The sequence below is a fragment of the Streptomyces sp. NPDC050264 genome, assembly GCF_040655895.1.
Lineage (GTDB): Bacteria > Actinomycetota > Actinomycetes > Streptomycetales > Streptomycetaceae > Streptomyces.
In genome coordinates this window covers 13,988-29,478 of record NZ_JBFAKV010000036.1, presented here as the reverse complement: position 1 = coordinate 29,478, position 15,491 = coordinate 13,988, and the positions used below count along the sequence as shown (strand labels likewise).

The following is a 15,491-nucleotide window of genomic DNA, read 5'->3' as shown; positions in this document are numbered from 1 at the left end:
GACCTCAACTGCCGTGCCGGGCCCGGGGTGACGGGTAACCCGGCCATCCCCTCAAACGGTTGTCCGGTCGATTGGATGTGCCCCCGCGTCGCTAACGGGGGCCCGCCCCGGTCAGTACCCCGGAGACGACCGACGTGACGACCTTGCGGACCGCCGCCGCGTCCGGCGGACCCTCGTCCCCGCCGGTGAAGAGCAGATGTCCCGTACCGATGAGGGTGAGCGCCAGCGTGTCGATGTCGGCGTCCGGCGCGATCCGGCCCAACTCCCGTTCCGCGACCAGGTAGTCGACGACCATCGCGGTGGCCTGCGTGAGGATCGGGAGGCCGCGCTGCCCGGCCGCGCGCAACCGGGCACGCAGCCCGTCCCGGAACGTGATGAGGCCGACCATCGCCACGGCGGCCGGGGTGAACAGGTCGGTCAGGGCGTCGGTGAGGTGCCGGACGGCGGTGCCGGTGCCCGCGGACGCGCGCAGGGCGGAGGCGAGGGCGGAGATCCGGGACACGCGGTCGAGGACGAGTTCTGCCAGGAAGGCGTCGAAGTCGGCGAAGTGCCGGTGCAGCACGCCCTTGGCGCAGCCGGCCTCGGTGGTGACCGCCCGGCTGGTCAGCGCGCCCGCGCCGTCGCGCAGGAGCACGCGCTCGGCGGCGTCGAACAGTTGGGTGCGTACATCGCGCAGGGCCACACCGGTGGGCATGTGCGGCTCTCCTCTTGGTCGGCGGGACTGGAGCAACCGTAGACGAGAGAACGACCGTAGACCGAGTGGGCGACCGCCCATTAGAGTGGGCGCATGCCCACTCATCCTCGCGACGCCGAACTCTCGAACCCCGCCCGCGAACCGGTGAACGAACCGCACAAGGCCCGGCACATGGCCGAGTCCTTCGGCACGGACCCCGCGCGCTACGACCGGAGCCGCCCGCGCTACCCCGGTGCCCTGGTGCGGCGGATCGCCGCCTCGGCTCCCGGACCCGAACTCCTCGACGTCGGATGCGGCACCGGCATCGCCTCCCGCCAGTTCCGGGAGGCGGGCTGCACCGTCCTCGGCGTCGATGTCGACGCGCGCATGGCCGCGTTCGCACGCGATCAGGGATGCACGGTCGAGGTGGCCGCGTTCGAGACCTGGGACGCTGCGGGCCGCACCTTCGACGCGGTCGTCGCCGGACAGACCTGGCACTGGATCGACCCCGCGGCGGGAGCGGCGAAGGCCGCCGGGGTACTGCGCCCCGGCGGCCGGCTCGCCCTCTTCTGGAACGTGTACCGCCCCGCTCCCGACCTCGCGGAGGCCCTCCGCGAGGCCCACGAGCGCGCACTGCCCGACGCGCCCCGCAACCCCTGGGCGCGACCCGCCCTCGACGGGTACGCGGCGATCTTCGCCAAGGTGGCCGACGGTCTGCGCGCCGCGGGCGGTTTCGACGGGCCCGAGGAGTGGCGCTTCGACTGGGAGCACAGGTACACCCGCGACGAATGGCTGGAGCATGTGCGGACCACCGGCGACGCGGCGCACCGGACGCCGGAGCGGACGGCGGACCTGCTGGCGCGCACCGGCGCCGTGATCGACGACGCCGGTGGCGCGTTCACCATGCCGTACACCGCGGTGGTCGTCACGGCGGCGCGGAAGGACGCCCGTTGACCGTGTGAGGCCGCGCGGCCGGCGTCAGTCCGTGTACACCTCGGCCCGGTCGACGCTCACGAACGACGCCCCGGACGACCCGTTGCGCTCGCCCGTCACCCGGACCCGCAGCGTGTGCTTGCCGTTCGACAGGCGCGGGCTGAGGTACTGGAGCGTCTCGCCGGTACGGATCGCGTTGTAGTAGTCGACACGCTGTTCGGGGCCGCCGTCCACGCTGATCGCCGCGATGCCGTTGCCGGTGTCGCGGACGGAGAGCAGCGCGATCCGGGTGCCCGTGAAGGTGTACGTCGCGGTGTTCCCCGCCTGGTCGCTCCAGTGGTCGTCACTCCAGAAGCACTGCGTGGCACAGCCTGTCCCCGAGTTCCAGGTGCCGGTGTACGCGACGGTGCCGGCGCCGCTGGAGCGGCCGTCGTCGTTGATCCAGTAGTTGCCCGAGCCCGGGTCGCCCGAGGGCAGGTCCTGGGTCGCGCCCATGGCGAGGGGGACGCCGAGGTTCGGGCTGCCGTCCGCGTTCCAACTGATCTTCTGGGCACGGGTGGTGCGGTTGGTGTACGTGTTCGTCGAGGTGGTCTTGGCGTGGTAGATCAGCCAGTCCTGGGTGCCGTCGGGGGACTTGAAGAAGGCGTGGTGCCCGGGGCCGAACACGCCGTGGTCGTCGGCGCGGGAGAACACGGGACCGGCGTGCTGCGTCCAGTTGCCGGCGACGAGCGGATCGGCCCCGTTCGCCAGCGACATCATCCAGACCTGGTAGTCGGGCTTGCCGGTGTCACAGGCCGAGTACGTCATCCACGTACGGCCGTTGCGGTTCAGGAACTCGGGGCCCTCGCGGACCTCGGGGCAGCCCCCGGCGGCGTTGATCGCGGTCGCGTTGCCCGAGACGGTCCACGGGTTCGACAGCGGCGCGATGTTCAGGCCGTTGTGCTGATAGGCGTTGATGCCGCTGTACGCGAGGTAGAGGCGGCCGTTGACCTGGAGGATGCCCGGGTCGATGGCGAAGTCGTTCGCGTGGTTGGGCGGGACGAGCTTCGCCTTGAAGTGGTACGGGCCCGCCGGGTCGTCGCGCTCCGACTCCAGGACGTACAGGCGGTGATGGTCGTCCGTGCCGTCGTCGGCGGTGTAGTAGAGGTACCAGCGGTTGCCGGAGCGGTAGAACTCCGGCGCCCAGATGTGCTGGTTGCGCGTGGTGTCGGTGTCCGTCCAGACCGTGATCGGGTCGGCGTCGAGCAGTGTGGCCAGGGACGGCGAGCGCCACATCTTGATGCTGTCGCCCTGGGTCGTGGTGAGGTGGTAGGCCCCGTTCGCATAGGCCATGAACGGGTCGGGTCCCGTGTTGAGCGGATTGCGGAAAGTGCTCGAGGCGGCTGCGGCGGCGGGCGCCTGTCTCGCCGCGCCGGCCTGCGGCGCGCAGACCAGTCCGACGAGCAGCGCCAGGAGTGCGGTGACCAGAGCGGTACGGGGCCGGGTGCGCATGAGCGGCTCCTTACATCGATGTAAGTCTCACGGCTTCAGGACGGTAGGGAAGTGGCGCCGGGCTGTCAACGGGGCGCGTGGGCGGGTGAGTTGGCGGTCACCTCACTGGCCACCGAGGCCGGTGGTCGCCACGGACTTCACGATGTGCCGCTGGAAGAACACGAACACCACCACGAGCGGCAGCGCGGCGAGCACGGCCGACGCCATCGACTGCGCGTACTGGACGCCGTACGCGTCCTTCACCGAGGTGATGCCGACGGGCAGCGTCATCAGGGACGGGTCGGAGGTCGAGACGAACGGCCACAGGAAGTTGTTCCACGCGCCGATGAAGACGAAGATCGCCACGGCGGCGAGCATCGGCCGCGACAGCGGCAGCAGCACCGACCAGAAGATCCGCCAGTGCCCGGCGCCGTCGATCCTGGCGGCCTCCTCCAGCTCCTTGGGCAGCGAGTCGAAGTGCTTCTTCAGGATGAACACCATCACCGGCGCCACCGTCTGCGGCAGGATCACCGCCGCGTACGTGTCCAGCAGGTGCAGCGTCAGCATCTGCTGGAACCACGGCACGATCAGGATCTGCGGCGGCACCAGCACGGCCGCGATGGTGAGGACGAACAGCCAGCGGCGGCCGGCGAACACGGTGCGCGAGAAGGCGTATCCGGCCATCGCGGAGACCAGCACCGTGATCACGGTGACGGCGGCCGAGATGAGGAAGCTGTTGAGCATCCACAGCGGCAGGTCGCCGCGCTCCCACACAGTGCTGAACCCGTCGAGCGTGAGACCGTGCTTCGGCCACAGCCAGTGCAGCGGATCGCTCGCGTCCTGCTCGGACTTGAGGGCGGTCAGCAGCGCCCACGCCATCGGCAGCAGCCAGACCAGAGCGGCGACGGCGAGCACGGCGAGGGCGAGCACCCGGGCCGTGCGGCTCGCGCCGAGCGTGAGGTTCGTCTGCGACCGCTCGGGGCGCCGGGGCGCTCTCAACGGGCGTACGGGCTTGAGCACTTGCGGCTTGGGCGTGGGGCGGGAGGGGGCTTCGGTGGAGGTCATGGTCACTTCTCCCGGCGGCGGAGTACGGCGAACTGGACGGCGGAGGCGAGGACGACGAGGGCGAAGAAGATGTAGCTGATCGCCGAGGCGTAACCGAGCCGGTAACCGGTGAAGCCGACGTCGTAGATGTACTCGACGACGGGCCGCGTCGAGTTGTTCGGACCGCCCTTGGTGAGCAGATACACCTGGTCGAAGACCTTCAGGGACGCCAGGATCTGCAGGACCGTGATCACCACCGTGATCCGGCTCAGGCTCGGCAGCGTGATCGAGAACAGCCGCCGCCACGCCCCGGCGCCGTCGATCGCCGCGGCCTCGTAGAGGTGGTCGGGGATCGACTGGAGCGCGGCCAGGTACAGCAGGAAGTTGAAGCCGACCGTCCACCACAGGGTCGTCAGCGCGATCGCCCAGATGGCCACCGACTCATCGCTCAGCCAGGCGAGTTGGCCGAGGCCGAGCTTGTCCAGGAGATGGTTGTAGAGGCCGAGGTCGGGCTGGTACAGCCAGAGCCACAGCAGGCCGACGACGCCGACGGGCAGCAGGTACGGCGCGAAGAACGCGAGCCGCCAGACCCACTGTCCCGGCAGACCGGTGTGCACGAGCAGCGCCATGCCGAGCGCCACCACGACCAGCGGGACGGTCGAGATGAGCGTGAACAGGACGGTGTGCCAGAGCGCCTTCCACATCTCGGCGTCCTGGAACGCCTCGGTGAAGTTGTCGGCGCCGATGAACGACGGGGTGTGCGCGGACAGGGCCCGGTCGGTGAGGCTCATCCACAGTCCCTGGCCCAGCGGCCAGAGCATGAACACGGCGAACAGGATCAGGAAGGGCAGCGCGAAGAGCAGGCCGGGGGAGAGGAACCGCCGCACCGACAGGGCGCCTGGCCGGGGCGAGGCGTGAGGAGAGGACATCGTTGTGTCTCCTAGGGGGCGCGGCCGGTCAGGCCGGGCTGGGCTTGGCGAGGAAGGTGTTGAGGCGCCGCACCATCGCGCGCGCCGCACGGTCGGGGGAGAGACCGTCGAGCAGGGCCTGTTGGAGCACCTGCGACATGGCGTTCTGGAAGTCGGAACCGGCGCCGGCGAACCAGGCCTCCGGGTCGAGGACGACATGGTCCGCGGCCGCCTTGTAGTGCGCCTGCGGCAGCAGAGCGGCGTACTCCTTGGTGCGGGTGACCGGCGTGTACGCGGGGATGTGCCCCGCGGTCGCCCAGATCTGACCGGCCTTCAGGAGCGCGGCCACCGCACGGTGCGTACGGCGGCGGTGCTCGGCGTCGGGGTTCTCGCGGTGGGGCAGCACGAACGAGTGCGAGTCGGCGTACACGGCCGGAGTGCCGAAGACGGTGGGGAACGGGGCGGCGCCCACGTTCTTGTCCGCGGCCCGGTAGGTGCCCAGCTCCCACTCGCCCGACAGCATCATCGCGGTCTGCCGGTTGTTGAAGGCGGCCATGCCCGCGTTGTAGTCGAGCCGCTTGGGGTTCACCCGGCCGTCGACCAACTTGGCCATGAACGCGATGACTTCGGCCATCCGGTCCACGTCCACCTCGGCAGGGCCGCCCGGCGGCACCTTGAACGCGCCGCCCGTCTGCGTGTACAGGCCGTAGAACAGCCGCCAGCCCTGCGCGGTGTCGGTGACGTACCCGAACGAGATGCCCTGCTTCCCGGACGCCTTCGCCAGCTCCCTGCCGGCCGCGAGGAACTTGTCCGGCGAGGAGAACGCCTCCGCGTCCAGCGTGCCGTCCTTCGTCAGCAGCCCGGCTTTCTTCACCGGCTCCGGGTGGAAGAACACGATGAAGGGGTGGGTGTCGAGGGGGATCGCGTAGGTCTGCCCCTCGTACTGCGTACGCGACCACACGGCGTCGGTGAAGTCCTCGCGGTGGACGCCGTACTCGGCCAGCAGGTCCAGGTCCCACGGGTCGACCAGACCGGAGGGCGCGTAGCCCGCCAGGCGTGACATGTGGGAGACGGCCACGTCCGGGCCGCGGCCGCCGGCCGAGGCCATGGCGAGTTTCGTGTAGTAGGGGGTGCCCCACTCCAGGACGGTGCGTTCGATGCGCGTGCCCGGCATGTCGGGTCTCGCCGTGCGCACCATGTCGTTGAGCAGGCCGCCGTCGGCCCCGCTGAACAGGTCCCACAGGCGAACGGTCGAGTCGCCGGCCGCCAGCGCGCTGCCACAGCCGCTGAGTGCCCCGGCGCCGAGGACCGTGGTCCCGGCGGCGAGAGCGGCCGTCAACGCGCGTCGTCTGGTGAGTGCGGGGCGACCGACGGGTGCGGGTGTGCCGGTCATCTGGCTCCTTCCCCGGGTGACGGCGGCGGGTTGGACCGCCTCCGTCACCCCGGATATACATCGATGTAAATCGTGGATACGACGAAACTAGAGAGAGCCCTCGAAAGCCGCGGGACGGAGCTGGGCGGCCCGCAGCAGCGCGGTGTCGACCTTCTCGCCGCGGTCGAAGCCGTAGACGCCGTTGCGCTCCTGGAAGACGTCCGTGAGTTGGGTGTAGCAGTAGCCGAACATGTCCGGATCGTCGAGCAGTACGCCCGTCAGGCCGACGAAGCGGTCCACGAACTCCTGGGCGCTGCGCGGCCGTTCGCCGTAACCCCACGACTCGTCCCGGGCCTCGCCCGAGACCTCGGCCGCCGCCTGCGCGTCCCACCAGATGCCGCCGAACTCGCTGCAGAAGTACGGCTGTCCGGCGTACGGCACGGACCAGGCACGCCCGTCAGGACCGGTGTTGAGGTACGGCTTGTCCTCCGAGAGGCCCGCCATCGTCTTCGCGAACGCGGCCGGATCCTGCTCGTAGCAGTGCGAGTCGTAGACGTCGGTCTCCGGGACGCGGTGCGCGTAGCCGGATGCGTCGATGACCGGGCGGGTGCCGTCGGCCTGCTTGGTGGCCAGGAACATCGCGTGGGTGACGTCGTCGAGCTGGGTGATGCGGTCGTGCAGGTGCTGGTACGTCTCGTTGAGCGGGCACCAGCCGATGATCGAGGGGTGGGAGTAGTCCCGCTCCACGGCCTCCAGCCACTGCGTCACGTACGACGCGTCGGGGCGCTGGTTGTCGTCGCGGACGCCGACCTCGCAGCCCCAGTCGCCGAACTCGCCCCACACCAGGTAGCCGAGCCGGTCCGCGTGGTACAGGAACCGCTCCTCGAAGACCTTCTGGTGCAGCCGCGCCCCGTTGAAGCCGGCGGCGAGACCGAGTTCGATGTCGCGTACGAGAGCGGCGTCGCTCGGCGCGGTCATCAGGCCGTCCGGGTAGTACCCCTGGTCGAGCACGAGCCGCTGGAAGACGGGCTCGCCGTTCAGGAGCAGCCGCTTGCCGTCGACGGAGACCGAGCGCAGACCGGCGTAGGAGCGGACACGGTCCACCAACGCTCCCCCGGCGTCGAGGACTTCGAGGGTGAGGTCGTACAGGTGCGGGTCGTCCGGCGACCATACGCGCAGCCGGTTCGCGGGCATGACGAGGGCCAGGCGGGGCGTGAGGTCGAGGTCGGCGCGGGCCTCGGCCGTGACGACGACGCCGCTCTCGTCCGCCAGGGTCGCGCGGACCCGGTACCCCGGCGCGTTCCCGGTCAGGGGCAGCTCCAGGAAGAACGAACCCGAGGCCAGGTCGGGCGTGATGCGCGGCCGCTTCAGGGCCACGGTCCGCGGCACCGGCTCCATCCACACGGTCTGCCAGATGCCGGTGGTGCGGGTGTAGTGGCAGTGCGTGTTGGCGTACCAGGTGGCCTGCTTGCCGCGGGCCTGCGGGCCGTGGCGGCTGTCGCGGGCCCGCACCACGAGCGTCAAATCCCGCCCGGGTACGGCCACGTCGCCCAGGTCGGCGGTGAACGGGGTGAACCCGCCGCGGTGCCGCGCCACCTCGACGCCGTCCGCCCACACGGTGGTGTCGTGGTCCACGGCCCCGAAGTGCAGCAGCACCCTGGTCCCGCCGGCCGCGCTCCACTCCGCGGGCACCGTCACGGTCCGCCGGTACCAGACGGCCTCCAGGAAATCGGTGTCGCCGATCCCGGACAGCTCCGACTCCGGGCAGAACGGCACGGTGATCCGTCCGCTCAGCTCGGCTTCGCGCAGGCCGCGCTCGAGGCCGGTGTCGGCCCGGTCGATCTCGAACTGCCACTCGCCGTTGAGATTCAGCCAGGCCTCACGGGTGAACTGCGGCCGCGGGTACTCGGGCCGCGGCAGGGCCGTGGGGTGCGGGACGGGCATGGTGCTCCTTGCCTCAGGGTGCTGCTCCAGTCGAACTGAGGCTCATGGCACCATGGCGATTACATCGATGTAAATATCCGGGGCGGTGCGGAATCCGGCTCGAAACCGATTCGTGATGCTCGATACGATCGCGGGTGGCAGACGGAAGGAAAGAACAGCGTGGCGGCCAGACCCAGGATCAAGGACGTGGCGGAGTACGCGGGCGTCTCGCCCAAGACCGTCTCCAACGTGATCAACAACTTCGAGCACGTGTCGGACCGGACCCGCGAGGCCGTGCGCGAGGCCATCGACGCCCTCGGCTACCGCGTCAACATCGCGGGGCGCCAGCTCCGCCAGGGCCGCACCGGCATGATCACGCTCGCCGTCCCCGAACTCGACGTCGCGTACTTCTCCGAACTCGCCAGGCACGTGATGACCGAGGCCGACCGGCGGGGCCTGACCGTGCTGCTGCACCAGACCGGCGGCGTCCGCGAGCGCGAACTCGCCGCGCTGCACGGCTTCGACGCCCAGTTCACCGACGGCGTCATCCTCAGCCCGCTCGCGCTCCACCCCCGCGACCTCGCCACCCGCGACCGCAGGCTCCCGGTCGTGCTGCTCGGCGAGCGCCCCGCCGAGGGCAGCACCGACCACGTCGCCATCGACAACGTACGGGCGGCGCGCGAGGCCACCGAGCACCTACTGGCGCGCGGGCGGCGCCGCATCGCCGTCGTCGGCGGCACCGTGCGCGGCCGCCAGGGCACCGACCGGTTGCGCACCGACGGCTACCGCGAGGCGCTCAAGGCGGCCGGCGTCCCGTTCGACAGCGCCCTGGTGGTGCCGGTGGACGCGTACCACTGGAAGGACGGGGCGCGGGCCGCCGCCGCCCTCATGGACGCGGAGCCGCGCCCCGACGCGCTGCTCTGCCTCAACGACCACCTCGCCCTGGGCGCGCTGCGCGCCCTGCACGAGGGGGGCCGGAGCGTGCCCGGGGACCTGGACGTGGTCGGCTTCGACGACATCGAGGGCTCCCGCTTCAACGTGCCCAGCCTGACCACGGTCTCCCCGGACAAGAGCGAGATCGCCCGGGCCGCCGTCGAACTTCTGCTCGCCCGGATCGAGGAGCCGGCTGCCGGTCCGCTGCAGGACCATGTCGTGGGCCACGAGCTGAAGGTGCGGGAGAGCACCGGCGGCTGAGCGCCCGTCTTCGGCAGCGGCGAGATCAGTCCGCGAGGGGCTGGGTGAAGCGCAGCAGGTTGCCCGCGGGGTCGCGGAACGCGCAGTCGCGGACCCCGTAGAACTGGTCCATCGGCTCCTGCACCACATCGGCGCCCGCGTCGCTGATCCGTTTGAACGTGGCGTCGCAGTTCTCCGTCGTGAACAGCACGCCGCGCAGCAGCCCCTTGGCGAGGAGCTCCGACATGACCCGGCGGTCGTCCTCGGAGGCGTTCGGATCGGCCAGCGGCGGCTCCAGGACGACGCTCACGTCCGGCTGCGCCGGCGACCCGACCGTCACCCAGCGCATCCCCTCGTACCCGACGTCGTTGCGCACCTCGAGGCCCAGCACGTCGCGGTAGAACGCGATCGCCTTGTCGGGGTCGTCGACGGCGATGAAGCACGTGGAAAGCTTGATGTCGTCCATGGGACGCAGCCTACGACCGAGCGGCGGGCCCCGCGTCCCCGTTCCGCACAGGCCGCGTATGGATCTTCACGATGCAGGCCGGGATCATGACCGCGTCGTCGTGGTCGCGGGCCCGGTACACGCTCGGGGTCTCCCCGACCAGCTCGGTGAAGCGCGAACTGAACGAGCCCAGTGACGTACATCCGACGGCGAAGCAGACCTCGGTCACCGAGAGATCGCCGCGCCGCAGCAGCGCCTTGGCCCGCTCGATGCGTCGGGTCATCAGATAGCTGTACGGCGTCTCCCCGTACGCGGCGCGGAAGCTGCGCGAGAAGTGCCCCGGCGACATGAGCGCGACGCTCGCCAGCGCCGTGACGTCGAGCGGCTCGGCGTAGTCCCGGTCCATCAGGTCCCGGGCCCGCCGCAGCCGCACGAGATCGTCGAGCTCCTGCCTCTTCACCCCTCGAGTTTCCCACAGGGCGCGGGGCGGTGCGGGCGGCTAGGCATCCGCGACCCAGCTTCCGTGGAATCCCAGCGGGATCCGGCCGGGAAGGTGGACGCGGGCCAGGGGGCGGGCGGTGAAGTCCTGGGCGGAGAGGATCACGAGGTCGCTCGCGCCCCGGTCGGGGTCGTGGACGTAGGACAGGAGATATCCGTCGTCCTCGTCACGGGCGCCGCGCCGGGGGACGAACACCGGCTCGCTCGCCGCCGCGCCCCGCGGGAAGCGCTGCACCTGCCGACTGCCGCGCAACATGTCATGTTTCACGAGGCAGTTGGAGAACGTGCCGTCCGGGGGCACCCCGTCGACCGTCTCGTACGCGCGCCACATCTCGGCCGCGCTCGCCGCGTAACCGTAGCGGTGGCGACGGGAGACCAGGGCTTCGTTGACACGGGGAACTCCTGGGGCAGATCGTCCAGGCGGGTGCCGGTGACCCGGCCGGCCCGCAGGTCGACGACCCAGCGGTCGAGCGTCGGCGTGCCGGTCGTGGAGGGCCCGCCGTTGCCCCGGCCCGCCGCGTAGAACGGGGCGGGCATGGACGTGTACTCCAGGACCACCGTGTCGCCCTGGTCGTAGGCGTTGAGGGTGTGCGAGTAGAACACCGGGTCGATCTCGAACCAGCGGGTGGCGCCCCCGGCCCGCGGCATCACCCCGACCCGCATCGGATGGCCCTCGCTCCAGACATACGGCACCGGGACACCCGCCTCGGCCGCCGCCGCGTCGAACGTGACGGGCACGTCGACGACCACCACGTACTTCCCGGTGAGCGCGAAGTCGTGCATCATCGGCGCGCCCGCCACCGGGATCCGGTGCGACGCGGCGACCCGTCCGGTCCGGTCGATCATGATGTGCCGCACGTGGTCCCACGTCGGGTAGTACGCCACCGCGTGCAACTCGTCGGCCGTGGCGTCGTACTTGGTGTGCGCGGTGAACGCGCCGGTGAGCGTCGAGCGGAAGTCGTAGGGGCGCACGGTGGCCAGCTCGCCGTCCAGCTCGTAGGGCAGCGGCCCGCTCTCCTGCAGCGCCAGAATCCGTCCCTTGTACGGGATGACGTGCGTGTTGCACGCGAAGTCGTCCGGCGGCGCCTCGCCCGGATACGCCTCGCCCAGCTTCTTCGCCACCTGCGAGGAGCGCACCCAGCGGTTGCGGTACCACTCGGCGCGCCCGCCCCGCAGCCGCACGCCGTGCACCATGCCGTCGCCCAGCATCCAGTGGTGCGCACGCGGGTCCTCCAGGCCGAGCGCGTTGGGGCCGGTGCGCAGATAGCGTCCGTCGAGGTCGCGGGGGATGCGGCCGCTCACCTTCAGGTCGAAGGCCGTCAGCTCTTCGGTGACCGGGGCGAAGGCGCCCTCCAGGAACGGCAGCGAACCCGTGCCGCCCGCTGCCGGCCGCGCCGCGGCGACGGCGTCATGAGCGGGACCGAACCCGCCGACCACACTGCCCGCCGCCGCGAGCGCCGCACCGTGCAGAACCCTGCGTCGTGTAGGACCACTCATTGTCCGGCTCCCCGTCCGTCGATACGGCTACGGGACGAAATCCTGCTCCGGCGAAGACAGTTGGGGAGGAGGCCTGAGGCCCGGATCGGGGGTGTTCCCAGGGACACCCCCGGCGGCCGGACCGGCGCCGTCCGTGTGGCAGAGTGCGGCCGACGACCGAGGTACGGGGGAGCGGTGACGGACGACTCGACCAGGATGACCTGGGGCTTGATGATGGCGGCCCTGGGCGGGGGTCTCGGCGGTGTGCGGATGGTGACCCGCGCGGTCGGGCACGTGAGCGGGACCCGGCGCGAGGCGCGGGAGGCGCTGCACCGCCATGTGCTCGCCTTCGAGCCGAAACACCCGCTCAACCTGCAACGGCGTACGGTCTACGAGCACGGCGACGACGGGTACCTCGTGATCGCCGAGGGCATGACGCAGACCTTCGAGTACGAGTTCACGCTCGCCCGTGTCGTGCACGACACCCGGCCCGACATGCCGGTGGTGCCGCCGCAGCCGATGGCACCGCCGCCTCCCGTCGCGCCGCCGTACCAGTGACGCGGCAGGAGGCGCCGGTCAGCCGGCGACGGCCCGCAGCGCCGCGATCACAGCTTCGGTTCCGCGCTCCGCTTTGACGCGCGGGCAGCCCACGTTCAGGCGCAGGAAGCCGGGCGCGCCGTAGGCGGCTCCGGGCATCACGGCGACCTTCTGCGTCTCGATGAGCTCGCGCTGCAACGCCTCGTCGTCGACGCCCAGCGGCCGTACGTCGATCCAGGCGAGGTAACCCGCTTGCGGCGGCGCCCAGTTGAGTCCCGGGAACGCGGCGCCGAGCTGGTCGGCGACGGAGGCCAGATTGCCGCGGAGGTAGTCGCCCAGCGCGTCCAGCCAGCGGCCGCCCTCCCGGTACGCGGCGATGTGCCCGACGAGCGACAGCACGGCCGGAGACGAGAGGCCGTCCGCCTCCTTGAGGTGGCGCAGATACGCGTCGCGGCTCGCCGGATCGCCGATGATCCCGTAACTCCCGGTCAGCGCCGGGATGTTGAACGACTTCGACGCCGACGTGACGACCGCCCAGCGCGCTCCAGGACCGCCGTGCAGGGCCCACGGGCGGTGGACGTGGGGCGGGTGCGCGAGGTCGGCGTGGATCTCGTCGCTGATCACCGCCACGCCGTACCGTGCGCACAGGGCGGCCGTCCGGTCGAGTTCCTCCCGGGTCCAGACGTGGCCGGTGGGGTTGTGCGGCGAGCACAGCAGGAGGATCGCGGTGTCGGGCCGCGCCAGCAGTCGCTCCAGCGCGTCCCAGTCGCCCAACGGGCAGGCGAGCAGGCGCCGTTCGTGCGCGGCGATCGTCTTGGGGAACGCGTCGTACATCGGCGTGTGGACCACGACACCGTCCCCCGGCCGCGACCACAGGTGCAGCAGCCTGCCGATCTGGTAGACGACCGACGGACCGTAGACGATCGCGTCGGGGTCGACGGCGGTCCGGTGCCGGGAGCCGTACCAGTCGACGATCGCGGAGAGGAAGTCGGACTGGCGCCACCGGGAGTAGCCGAGCACGCCGTGATCCAGACGGCCGCGCAGCGCGCGCAGGACCTCGGGCGCCGTCTCGAAGTCCATGTCGGAGATGGTGAACGGCAGCAGATCCGGGACGCCGAAGCGGTCCTCGACGTAGTCCCACTGCGTGCACCAGGTGCCGTGCCGGTCCACGGGCGCGTCGAAGTCGTAGGCGGGGGGCGGGAGTCGCACGTTCAGTCCACCGGGACCATGGTGGCGAGCGCGTCCTTCACCGACTGCACCTGCGGGCCGATGACGACCTGGACGTTGTGGGCGTCGAGCTTGATGACGCCGACGGCGCCGAGCTTCTTGAGGCGTGGTTCGTCGACGAGTTCGGCGTCCGCGACGGTCATCCGCAGACGCGTGATGCAGTTGTCGAGCGACTGGATGTTGTCGGCGCCGCCGATCGCTCCGAGGATCGCCACCGCGTCGTACTTGCCGGCGACCAGTTGGCGGGGGATCGCGTCGGCGTCCGGTTCTTCGTCGGCCGCCTCCTCCGCGGGCTCGTCGCGGCCGGGCGTCTTGAGGTCGAAGCGGACGATGGCCCAGCGGAAGAGGAAGTAGTACGCGGCGAACCAGACGGCGGCGATCACCGGGACCAGGTACCACTTCGTGGTCGTGCCCTGGAGCACGCCGAAGACGAGCCAGTCGATGACGTTGCCGTCCGTGTTGCCGATGAACACGCCGAGGACGGCCGCCGTCAGGAAGCCGAGGCCGACCAGTACGGCGTGCAGGAGGTACAGCCACGGGGCGATGAAGAGGAAGAGGAACTCGAGTGGCTCGGTGATCCCGCCGACGACGCACGCGACGACGCCGGAGACGAGGAGCGCCTTGATCTCGGGCCGCATCGCCTTTTTCGCGCAGTGGTACATCGCGAGGGCCGCGCCCGGCAGTCCGCCGAGGTAGACCGCCATCTTCCCCTGGGACAGGAAGTGGGTGGCGTTCGTGACGGACGCGTTGGGCGCGTCCGAGCAGTTGAGCTGGGCGTAGAAGAGGTTCAGGGCGCCGGACACATGGTCGCCGCAGACGGTGCCGGAGCCGCCGACATCGGTGAAGCGGAACATCGCGACCAGGATGTGGTGCAGGCCGATCGGGCGCAGCAGCACCTCGCCCATGCCGAAGAAGAACGGACCGAAGACGCCCGTGTGCCCGATTCCCCGGCCCAGGTCGGTGATCCAGCCGTTGAACGTCGGCCACACCAGCGGGATCAGCAGACCGAGCACGCTGAGCGTGAGCGCCGAGACGATCGGCACGAAGCGCAGGCCGCCGAAGAAGGCCAGTGCGTCGGGCATCCGCTGGGTACGAAAGCGCCGGTGGAGGACGCTGACAACGATGCCAACGGCGACCGCGCCGAGCAGTCCCGTATCGATGGACTGGATGCCGATCACGTCGGCGATGCCGTAGTGGGCGATGGCGCGCTCGTCGTCGAAGTCGACGCCCTTGGCGGTGAGGTAGAAGTTCACCGCCAGGTTCATCGCGGCGAAGCCGACGAAACGGGAGAACGCGGCGACGCCCTTGTCCTCGCGGGCCAGGCCCAGCGGGATGGCTATCGCGAACATCACGGGCAGGAACTGGAAGGCGACGAGCCCGGTGTTGGCCATCCAGGTGAAGACGAGGTGGAAGCCCTCGCCGCGCAGGAAGGTCAGGTTGTCGGTGACGGCCTCGCTGGAGAGCGACGAGCCGATGCCCAGCATGATGCCGCAGAACGCGAGCAGGGCCACGGGGAGCATGAAAGTCTTGCCGAGCCCCTGGAGGAATTCCCAGAGTGCGGCCTTGGTCTTCTGCATGGGGGGTCTTTCGGCCTGGGCGGAAGGCGTGCGGGACGGATGAGATCACAGCAGGTGGGGGACTGTCCATGGGGTGCCCCGGCCACGGCGGACAGGTCGGTGGCAGGTGCGCCGGGCAATGGCCACCCGGCGGCCCTGTGCGCCGCCGTGTGCCTCAACCTCCGCTCCGGGCGCCCCGCGCCCTCTCTGCGCGTGCTGTGCGCCCCCCGTGCGGAGGTTCGCTCCGGGTGAGCGC

At 70.8% G+C, this 15,491-nt stretch carries 13 protein-coding genes and 1 pseudogene; 3 read left to right on the top strand and 11 right to left on the bottom strand.

The genetic code is table 11. The features are described from left to right. Nucleotides 1–91: 91 nt before the first annotated feature. A complete protein-coding gene (locus tag AB0J02_RS39685) occupies nucleotides 92–694 on the bottom strand; it encodes a TetR/AcrR family transcriptional regulator (RefSeq protein WP_363198764.1) in 603 nt (200 codons plus the stop codon). Nucleotides 695–865: 171 nt separating this feature from the next. Here AB0J02_RS39685 and AB0J02_RS39680 point away from each other — a divergent pair, with 171 nt between their 5' ends. Further along, complete coding sequence (locus AB0J02_RS39680) at nucleotides 866–1,627, top strand: class I SAM-dependent methyltransferase (protein ID WP_363198795.1); 762 nt, start codon at nucleotides 866–868, stop codon at nucleotides 1,625–1,627. A 24-nt stretch (nucleotides 1,628–1,651) separates the two neighbouring features. On the opposite strand, the gene AB0J02_RS39675 is transcribed toward AB0J02_RS39680, so the two are convergent. From AB0J02_RS39675 to AB0J02_RS39655, 5 genes are all read right to left on the bottom strand, one after another. Then, nucleotides 1,652–3,097 (bottom strand): glycoside hydrolase family 43 protein, encoded by a 1,446-nt coding sequence (locus AB0J02_RS39675; RefSeq protein WP_363198763.1) that lies wholly within the window; start codon nucleotides 3,095–3,097, stop codon nucleotides 1,652–1,654. A 102-nt stretch (nucleotides 3,098–3,199) separates the two neighbouring features. Beyond that, the gene (locus tag AB0J02_RS39670; RefSeq protein WP_363198762.1) at nucleotides 3,200–4,141 is read right to left on the bottom strand and encodes a carbohydrate ABC transporter permease; all 942 of its coding nucleotides are present in this window, start codon (nucleotides 4,139–4,141) and stop codon (nucleotides 3,200–3,202) included. 2 nt (nucleotides 4,142–4,143) lie between these two features. Next, the gene (locus AB0J02_RS39665; protein ID WP_363198761.1) at nucleotides 4,144–5,049 is read right to left on the bottom strand and encodes a sugar ABC transporter permease; all 906 of its coding nucleotides are present in this window, start codon (nucleotides 5,047–5,049) and stop codon (nucleotides 4,144–4,146) included. 28 nt (nucleotides 5,050–5,077) lie between these two features. Beyond that, the gene (locus AB0J02_RS39660) at nucleotides 5,078–6,421 is read right to left on the bottom strand and encodes an extracellular solute-binding protein (protein ID WP_363198760.1); all 1,344 of its coding nucleotides are present in this window, start codon (nucleotides 6,419–6,421) and stop codon (nucleotides 5,078–5,080) included. Between the two features lie 87 nt (nucleotides 6,422–6,508). Further along, nucleotides 6,509–8,344 (bottom strand): sugar-binding domain-containing protein, encoded by a 1,836-nt coding sequence (locus tag AB0J02_RS39655; RefSeq protein WP_363198759.1) that lies wholly within the window; start codon nucleotides 8,342–8,344, stop codon nucleotides 6,509–6,511. A 159-nt stretch (nucleotides 8,345–8,503) separates the two neighbouring features. Between AB0J02_RS39655 and AB0J02_RS39650 the strand changes: the two genes are divergently transcribed. Next, entirely contained in the window at nucleotides 8,504–9,517 is a 1,014-nt protein-coding gene (locus tag AB0J02_RS39650) for a LacI family DNA-binding transcriptional regulator (protein WP_363198758.1), read from the top strand. 25 nt (nucleotides 9,518–9,542) lie between these two features. Here the strand turns inward: AB0J02_RS39650 and AB0J02_RS39645 are convergent, their stop codons facing one another. From AB0J02_RS39645 to AB0J02_RS39635, 3 genes and pseudogenes are all read right to left on the bottom strand, one after another. Beyond that, on the bottom strand, nucleotides 9,543–9,962 hold the full coding sequence (locus tag AB0J02_RS39645; RefSeq protein WP_363198757.1) for a VOC family protein: 420 nt from the start codon (nucleotides 9,960–9,962) through the stop codon (nucleotides 9,543–9,545). 10 nt (nucleotides 9,963–9,972) lie between these two features. Then, on the bottom strand, nucleotides 9,973–10,347 hold the full coding sequence (locus AB0J02_RS39640; protein WP_363198794.1) for a helix-turn-helix transcriptional regulator: 375 nt from the start codon (nucleotides 10,345–10,347) through the stop codon (nucleotides 9,973–9,975). A 93-nt stretch (nucleotides 10,348–10,440) separates the two neighbouring features. Next, nucleotides 10,441–11,936 (bottom strand): annotated as a pseudogene (locus tag AB0J02_RS39635) (carotenoid oxygenase family protein). A gap of 174 nt (nucleotides 11,937–12,110) precedes the next feature. Here AB0J02_RS39635 and AB0J02_RS39630 point away from each other — a divergent pair. Further along, on the top strand, nucleotides 12,111–12,473 hold the full coding sequence (locus tag AB0J02_RS39630; RefSeq protein ID WP_363198756.1) for a hypothetical protein: 363 nt from the start codon (nucleotides 12,111–12,113) through the stop codon (nucleotides 12,471–12,473). Nucleotides 12,474–12,491: 18 nt separating this feature from the next. On the opposite strand, the gene AB0J02_RS39625 is transcribed toward AB0J02_RS39630, so the two are convergent. Both AB0J02_RS39625 and malX read right to left on the bottom strand, forming a co-directional pair. Then, nucleotides 12,492–13,661 (bottom strand): MalY/PatB family protein, encoded by a 1,170-nt coding sequence (locus AB0J02_RS39625; RefSeq protein ID WP_363198755.1) that lies wholly within the window; start codon nucleotides 13,659–13,661, stop codon nucleotides 12,492–12,494. A 2-nt stretch (nucleotides 13,662–13,663) separates the two neighbouring features. Continuing rightward, entirely contained in the window at nucleotides 13,664–15,256 is a 1,593-nt protein-coding gene (gene malX, locus AB0J02_RS39620; protein WP_363198754.1) for a maltose/glucose-specific PTS transporter subunit IIBC, read from the bottom strand. Nucleotides 15,257–15,491 lie beyond the last annotated feature (235 nt).